The sequence below is a fragment of the Pararcticibacter amylolyticus genome (assembly GCF_003130405.1).
In the GTDB taxonomy this organism is placed as follows: domain Bacteria; phylum Bacteroidota; class Bacteroidia; order Sphingobacteriales; family Sphingobacteriaceae; genus Arcticibacter; species Arcticibacter amylolyticus.
In genome coordinates this window covers 126,223-132,896 of sequence record NZ_QEAS01000017.1, presented here as the reverse complement: position 1 = coordinate 132,896, position 6,674 = coordinate 126,223, and the positions used below count along the sequence as shown (strand labels likewise).

7 protein-coding genes are annotated in these 6,674 nt (G+C 43.9%); 3 read left to right on the top strand and 4 right to left on the bottom strand.

The genetic code is table 11. The annotated features are described in order from the left end of the window. The 4 genes from DDR33_RS19095 to DDR33_RS19080 form a co-directional block, all read right to left on the bottom strand. On the bottom strand, positions 1-413 hold a 413-nt coding region (locus DDR33_RS19095), incomplete at its 3' end, for a hypothetical protein (RefSeq protein WP_158280810.1). Between the two features lie 9 nt (positions 414-422). Beyond that, positions 423-1,046: a hypothetical protein gene (locus DDR33_RS19090; protein WP_109417402.1), complete on the bottom strand. Its 624-nt coding sequence runs from the start codon at positions 1,044-1,046 to the stop codon at positions 423-425. 31 nt (positions 1,047-1,077) lie between these two features. Beyond that, positions 1,078-1,629: an RNA polymerase sigma factor gene (locus tag DDR33_RS19085; RefSeq protein WP_109417401.1), complete on the bottom strand. Its 552-nt coding sequence runs from the start codon at positions 1,627-1,629 to the stop codon at positions 1,078-1,080. Positions 1,630-1,705: 76 nt separating this feature from the next. After that, positions 1,706-2,542 carry an alpha/beta hydrolase family protein gene (locus DDR33_RS19080; protein ID WP_109417400.1) on the bottom strand — a complete coding sequence of 279 codons (837 nt, stop codon included), beginning with the start codon at positions 2,540-2,542 and terminating at the stop codon, positions 1,706-1,708. Positions 2,543-2,784: 242 nt separating this feature from the next. On the opposite strand from DDR33_RS19080, the gene hemA reads away from it, so the two are divergent. The 3 genes from hemA to hemB all read left to right on the top strand — a co-directional run bounded on the left by hemA (position 2,785) and on the right by hemB (position 6,670). Then, a complete protein-coding gene (gene hemA / locus DDR33_RS19075) occupies positions 2,785-4,011 on the top strand; it encodes a glutamyl-tRNA reductase (protein ID WP_109417414.1) in 1,227 nt (408 codons plus the stop codon). Between the two features lie 64 nt (positions 4,012-4,075). Continuing rightward, positions 4,076-5,656, top strand: a complete 1,581-nt coding sequence (gene hemC / locus DDR33_RS19070; protein ID WP_109417413.1) for a hydroxymethylbilane synthase — start codon at positions 4,076-4,078, stop codon at positions 5,654-5,656. Positions 5,657-5,698: 42 nt separating this feature from the next. Continuing rightward, positions 5,699-6,670 carry a porphobilinogen synthase gene (gene hemB / locus DDR33_RS19065; protein ID WP_109417399.1) on the top strand — a complete coding sequence of 324 codons (972 nt, stop codon included), beginning with the start codon at positions 5,699-5,701 and terminating at the stop codon, positions 6,668-6,670. Positions 6,671-6,674: the final 4 nt, after the last annotated feature.

The following is a 6,674-nucleotide window of genomic DNA, read 5'->3' as shown; positions in this document are numbered from 1 at the left end:
GGTTGCTCTCTGCGTTCACGGAGCTGATTGATGAGTCTTTCTCTGAACTCACGTTCTGCCGGGTATAGCTTGTCGACTTTTTGCTGGGGAAGAACTTCCAGAAATTCTTTCTTGTAGCGTTTTTTTATGTCGAGGAGCTTAGCTTCAAACTTCAGTTCGTCGGGAGGAGAGCCTGTATCTTGCTGAGACATTCTCGCCTGGCGTCTTTCCCTGAATATCTGGTTCATTTCCTTCTGATAATTGTTGTATACCGGCCAGAACTTTTGAGCTTCGTCCGGACTTAATTCAAGTTTTTGTGTCAAGAATTCAATTTTAAGCGCTTCTACCCGGTTAGGTCCGCGTTGGGCCATCGCTGGTGAACCAAGGGAAATCAACAGGTATAAGAAAGCGCCTCCAATCAGTTTGTTCATCATTTTATTATTTTATAATGTCGTTTCAAGATATTGTTCGATCTCCTGATCCGACAAGTCGGTTCCTTTATAAGATGCAGTACTTGCTCCCAGATTATCCATTATGACCGGAGTGTCGCCCGTGTCACTGTGGACCTGAAGATAATTTACAATTTCGTCTTCCGGAATTCCGGATAACTTTGATTCAATGCTGTTTGTCTTAATATTGAAAAACAGGATCGTTGCGGCTGCGATAACAATACACGCCGCGGCTGCATATCTTACCCCAGGCAGAATTAATTTACGAATGCCTTTTTCTTCTTTATTCTCTGCATGTACCGTTTTGCTGTTAATAGCCTGCTGAAGATGTGAGAAATACCCTTCAGGAACACCGAAGCCGCTATCAGCTGTTATTTCTGGTAAGTTCCCGATCTTCGTAAGCGAAGCAGTTTGTTCAGCCAGAGTTTCAAAGTATCCTTCTGGTATCTGAAAGCCTCCGTTATCCTGCTTTAAGCGGTCGAGCCGGGCGACGCTGCTCAGATGGGAGTGCAAATCAGTAAAATAGTTATCGGGAACTGTAAATGGATTATCCTTTCCCAAAGCTGCTAATACCGGTGCTTCTTTTTCCCAATCTTCATTTGCCTTGTTCAATTCCATATAAATCTAGATGTGGTAAATGACGGAAGGTTTAATCATTGCTGGTTAAATAATCCTCAATTTTTTTCACTGCGAAATGAAATGATGCTTTGAGTCCTCCTACGCTTGTGCCGAGTATTTCAGATATCTCCTCATATTTCAAATCGTCAAAATACTTCATATTAAATACGAGCCTCTGCTTTTCCGGGAGAGTCAGCAATGCCTGCTGGAGCTTCATTTGTGCACGGTCACCGTTGAAATATGAGCCCTCTGCCAGTGAGTCAGCGAGATCATAGGCTACCTCATCCAGCGGGATATTGTTCTGGTGTTTTTTCTTGTTTAAGAAAGTGAGGCATTCATTGGTTGCAATACGGTACAACCAGGTGTACAACTGTGAGTTATTACGGAAGTTGCCGAGGCTTTTCCACACCTTAATAAAAACGTCCTGGGCAATATCGTCGGCATCGTCGTGATCAATCACAAGCCTTCTGATGTGCCAGTATATTTTTTGCTGGTATTTTCTTAATAGTAAGTTGAAGGCCTCGCTTCGGGTCCGTTCGTCGGCAAATTTTAAAAGTATTTCAGAGTCTTCAACTTGCGCCATATATGTGTTGCTGCCATTTTTACATTTAGTTCGGCGGATTATTACTCAGGGTAAGACTGCCGGAGCTATAAAAGGTTTAACTGCTCTGTTCTCTTAAAAACGCGATAGTTTCCATGCAAACATGATGCAGGTGATCAGGCATTTTGTCGTCCGTCCAGGGATGTTTTGCTCCAAAAACGTGGTCAGCATCGGGCACTAACAGCAGCTGTGCCTGTTCCTGCTGCCGGTTTAATTCCTCTGCCTGCTGAACCGGAATGCTGCTGTCTGCATCTCCATGCACAATGAGCCAGGGCTTCCTGATGGTTCTTGCAGCATTCAGAACATTTAACCTTTCTGAATGATGATTCAGGTCATCCAGTAAACCGATATCTATGGGCATTTGCTGATTCGTTCGCTTGTTTTCAAAATAGAGCACACCATCTTTACGCCAGCTTTCTTCCTGCTCATTGCTCCACAGGCTCCTGAAATTGCCTACAGCTGCCCATGTAACCAGTTTATCGACCCTCTTATCCTCTGCTGTTTGTATGATGCTTATTCCTCCGCCCAGACTATGCCCGATAAGGAAAATTTCGCCGGGGGGCGGAAAGTCTTCTCCGCTTAGGGCACGCGTGATCACCTGGTCGAGATCGAAAAGCTCTTTGGTGAATGTATTTGCACTAAATGCGTCAAGATCATCAAAGGTATCTTTCCCGCCCTGGCTGATGCCTGCATGGGAGAAGTTGAATTTGAGGAAGCGGAATCCTTCTCCGGCGAATAAACCGGCAGTCAGATGGTGCGTCCCCCAGTCTTTAAACCCTTTGAATCCGTGGACAAAAATTACAAGAGGGAAGCTTCCGGCGTCTTCGGGACTGGTTATATCGGCATGAATGGGGCGTCCTGAAGCTCCTTGTATAGTAAATTCTATTTTATTCATTGAGTTTGATGATTATGCCCGGATGCTAAACTAATGCTTTTTTGTATATAGATTTAACAATCGCAGCAGAACATAGTTTGAATCATGGTAAGGAGTGTTTGTTTAAAAACAACTTGCTGTGTCATATGATCTTCCTGTTTATTTATAAAAAGTCTAAATACCGCTGTTTGACAAAGGAATGACAGCGGTATTGAGCCCTATTGATACCTTTGTTGTGTTTTTTTATAAAAGATATTCAGCAGTTGAAACAGTTAAAAGTTTTAGCATTTACTCATCAGCAGATAGATTTAAAGGATTTAGGGAAGTTTGTGATCTGCAACCAAACGCTGTCCGTCAGATTAAATTCTGTCCGGGAGAAATTTGACATACCTGAAATCTTTTATATTGGCACCTGTAACAGGGTTGAGTTTGTTTTTTGTGCTTCCGTTACAGTAACGCCGGGTTTTGTAAAAGACTTTATCCAGACATTAGATTTCTGTATTCAGGACGAAAAGCTTGACGACTTCGTAAGCAAAGTGAAGGTATATGAGGATGTCGAAGCCTTTAACCACTTACTTCGGGTTTCCTGTTCGCTTGAAAGTCTTGTAGTTGGCGAAAAGGAAATTCTGGCCCAGGTGAGGAAGGGATACGAGACTTGCCGGGCGGCTGGTTTTACAGGCGATTATATGCGCTTGTTTATGAGCCATGTTGTAAAAACTGCTAAGGAGGTGTACACGGATACCAAGATATCTAAAAACCCTGTTTCGGTAGTTTCGCTGGCATACAGGAAGCTCCGCGATTTGAATATGTGTTCCAATTCCAGGATCCTGATTATCGGCGCCGGCGAAACCAATAAGAATATCTCAAAATACCTTCAGAAACATAAATTCTCGAATTTCGCAATATTTAACCGTACTTTATCAAAAGCGCAGGAACTTGCAAAAGATTTGAATGGAGAGGCGTTTGGCATTGAGGATCTGAAGAACTATAAGAAGGGATTTGATGTGATCATAACCTGTACGAGTTGTGTAGAGCCGATAATCACCAACGAAATCTATCAATCCCTTTTAAACGGAGAAACAAATAAGAAAGTAATAGTTGATCTTGCAATCCCTAATGATACGGATCAGGAGGTGCTTGAGAAGAACCCTGTTCATTTTATAGAAGTAAGGAGTCTTCAGGAAGTTGCAAATCAGAACATGCAGGAGCGGTACCAGGAACTGGTGCACGCCGAACATATAATAGAACAGAATATTAACGAATTCAAACCTATTCTAAAGCAGCGTCGTATTGAGCTTGCTATGCGGGAAGTTCCTCTCAAAATCAAGGAGATCCGGCATGTAGCGGTTAATTCTGTTTTTGCCGACGATATTCAACAACTCGACAGTAATTCAAAAGAGGTGCTCGAGCGGATCATTAACTATATGGAGAAGAAGTATATCAGCGTTCCAATGGTAATGGCCAAAGAAATCCTGGTAAATAACAGTTAACCTCTTTTCATACTGCGGCAATCGGTAGAAGTCGTTATTTTTGCAAAAAAGGTTAAATTTTATTGTGGATAGAAAAGTCATTATAGGTACACGGGGAAGCGAGCTGGCTCTTTGGCAGGCTAATCATATTAAAGACAGGCTTGCCGGTATAGGTGTAGATTCGGAGTTAAAAATCATTAAGACGCAAGGGGATAAAATACTCAACTTAAGGCTTGATAAGCTCGAAGGAAAAGGCTTTTTTACTAAAGAACTTGAGGAAGGACTGCTGAATAACAGTATTGATGTTGCAGTTCATTCGCATAAAGACCTGCCAACCCAAAATCCGGAAGGCCTTATTATCGCTGCTGTTTCTGAACGGGAAGACCCGGGAGAGTTATTGTTAATTCTCAAGGATTGTGTAGACTTTAAACAGAAGTTATCTGTGAAGTACGGGGGAATGGTGGGAACATCATCTAACCGCCGCAAAGCTCAGCTACTCGCTTTAAGGCCAGACCTTGAGATCGAAAATCTTCGCGGAAATGTTCCTACGCGGATCCAGAAGCTCAGAGACGAAGATTACGATGCCATTATCCTGGCAAAAGCCGGCGTAGAGCGCCTGGGAATAGATCTGAGTGAGTTTTATGTTGAAGAACTGGAACCAGTGGAGTTTGTTCCTGCACCTGCACAGGGGGTTCTTGCAATCCAGATAAGAGAAACAGATTCGCACCTGTATAATGTTCTTCAGGAGCTTCATAATGAAGAGGTAGCTGAGGTTGTTTCGGTTGAGAGAAGGGTGCTTAAATTGTTCAATGGAGGATGCCACATGCCCTTGGGCTGCTATTGCCGGAAGGAGGAGGGGCGTTACCAGGTTTGGACCTCTAAAGCGTCTGACGATAACCTGTTCCCTGACAGATTGTTCCTGGAGTCGGAAACGACAGTGGGGCTGGCTGAAAGGATTGTGTCTAAATTCTCTGCCGACAGGAAATTTCCTTCGAAGGTTTTTATTACCCGTGATATTCCGGAGTCGAGTTATTTTAAGCGTGCGATGGACAATCACGGTATAAAGATTGAATCACGTTCACTGATCCGTACTTTTCCCATTATTAATAAGCTCGACCCTTATATTTTGAGGGACATTGACTGGATATTTTTCAGCAGTAAGAACGCTATTGAATACTTCTTTAAATTGGATCCGCAGATCGGAAAAAAGACACAATTGGGTGTGCTTGGACGTGCTTCGGAAGAGACGTTACGGCGTTTTGGCCGGGTGCCTGATTTTAACGGGGAAGAGGAAGGAATAGATACAACTGAAATTGCAAAGGAGTTTGCTGCTATTGCCAGTGGGACAACGGTATTGTTCCCAGGGGCTAAGGGTTCGCTCCGGACTATTCAGCAGATGCTTTCTGTGCAGACCAGGATTATTGATCTACCTGTTTATGAAACGGTTATTGAGGAGAATGTGGAGCAGTCGTATGCCGACGTACTGATCTTTACAAGTCCCTCAAATGTGGAAGCATATTTTGCCGACAATCTTCTTGAGCCGGGCCAGAAAGTGGTTTGTATCGGAAGATCTACCGGAAAGAAATTTGATGAGATGGGTGTCAGGTATACTTTGCCTTATTCTCCTGATGAGATCGGGCTGGCCGAAGCGGTCTTCGGACTGTAAAGCTGAACGTGATCTGTACGCTCATTTTTTAAAAGAATAATGATGTTACAAAGACCCAGAAGAAACCGCAAAAGCGAAGTTATTCGCGAGATGGTTAAAGAGACGCACCTGACAGCGTCTAATCTTATCCTGCCGCTGATCATTGTGGAAGGCGATAATAAGAAAGTGGAGGTTGCTTCCATGCCGGGGGTGTACCGGCTATCAATTGATAACCTTCTGCGTGAAGTGGAAAGCTGCCTTAACCTCGGCCTGAAGGCTTTTGATTTGTTTCCAAACATTGATGAGGCTCTGAAGGATAAATATGCTACGATCAGTTATCATGAGGAGTGCTTGTATCTGCGGGCTATCCGTGCGATTAAGAACCGCTTTCCTGAAGCTTGTGTGGTGACTGATGTTGCGATGGATCCTTACAGCAGCGACGGCCACGATGGTGTTGTTGAAAACGGCGAAATCCTGAACGATGAAACCCTTGAAGTTCTGGGCAAAATGGCCCTGGCCCATGCCCGGTCTGGTGCAGATATTATTGCTCCGTCGGACATGATGGACGGTCGGGTAGGATACATCCGTAACATATTAGACAGTAATGGGTTTACAAATGTGTCTATCATGTCATACTGCGCTAAGTATGCCAGTGCTTTCTATGGTCCGTTCAGAGATGCTCTTGATTCTGCTCCTAAGTTCGGAGATAAAAAAACGTATCAGATGAATCCTGCAAACCAGCGTGAAGCGCTGATAGAGGCAACGTTGGATGAGCAGGAAGGTGCAGATTTCCTGATGGTAAAACCGGCACTTGGATATCTTGACGTAATCAAGCTTTTAAATGACAACACTCATCTCCCTATCGCTGCCTATAATGTTAGCGGAGAGTATGCTATGGTTAAAGCTGCTGTTCAGAACGGGTGGCTGGATGAACGCCGTACTATCACGGAAGTACTGACAAGCATACGCCGCGCCGGCGCAACTGCGATATTAAGCTATCATGCTAAGGAAGTGCTGGCAAATAAGTGGATTTAGAAGG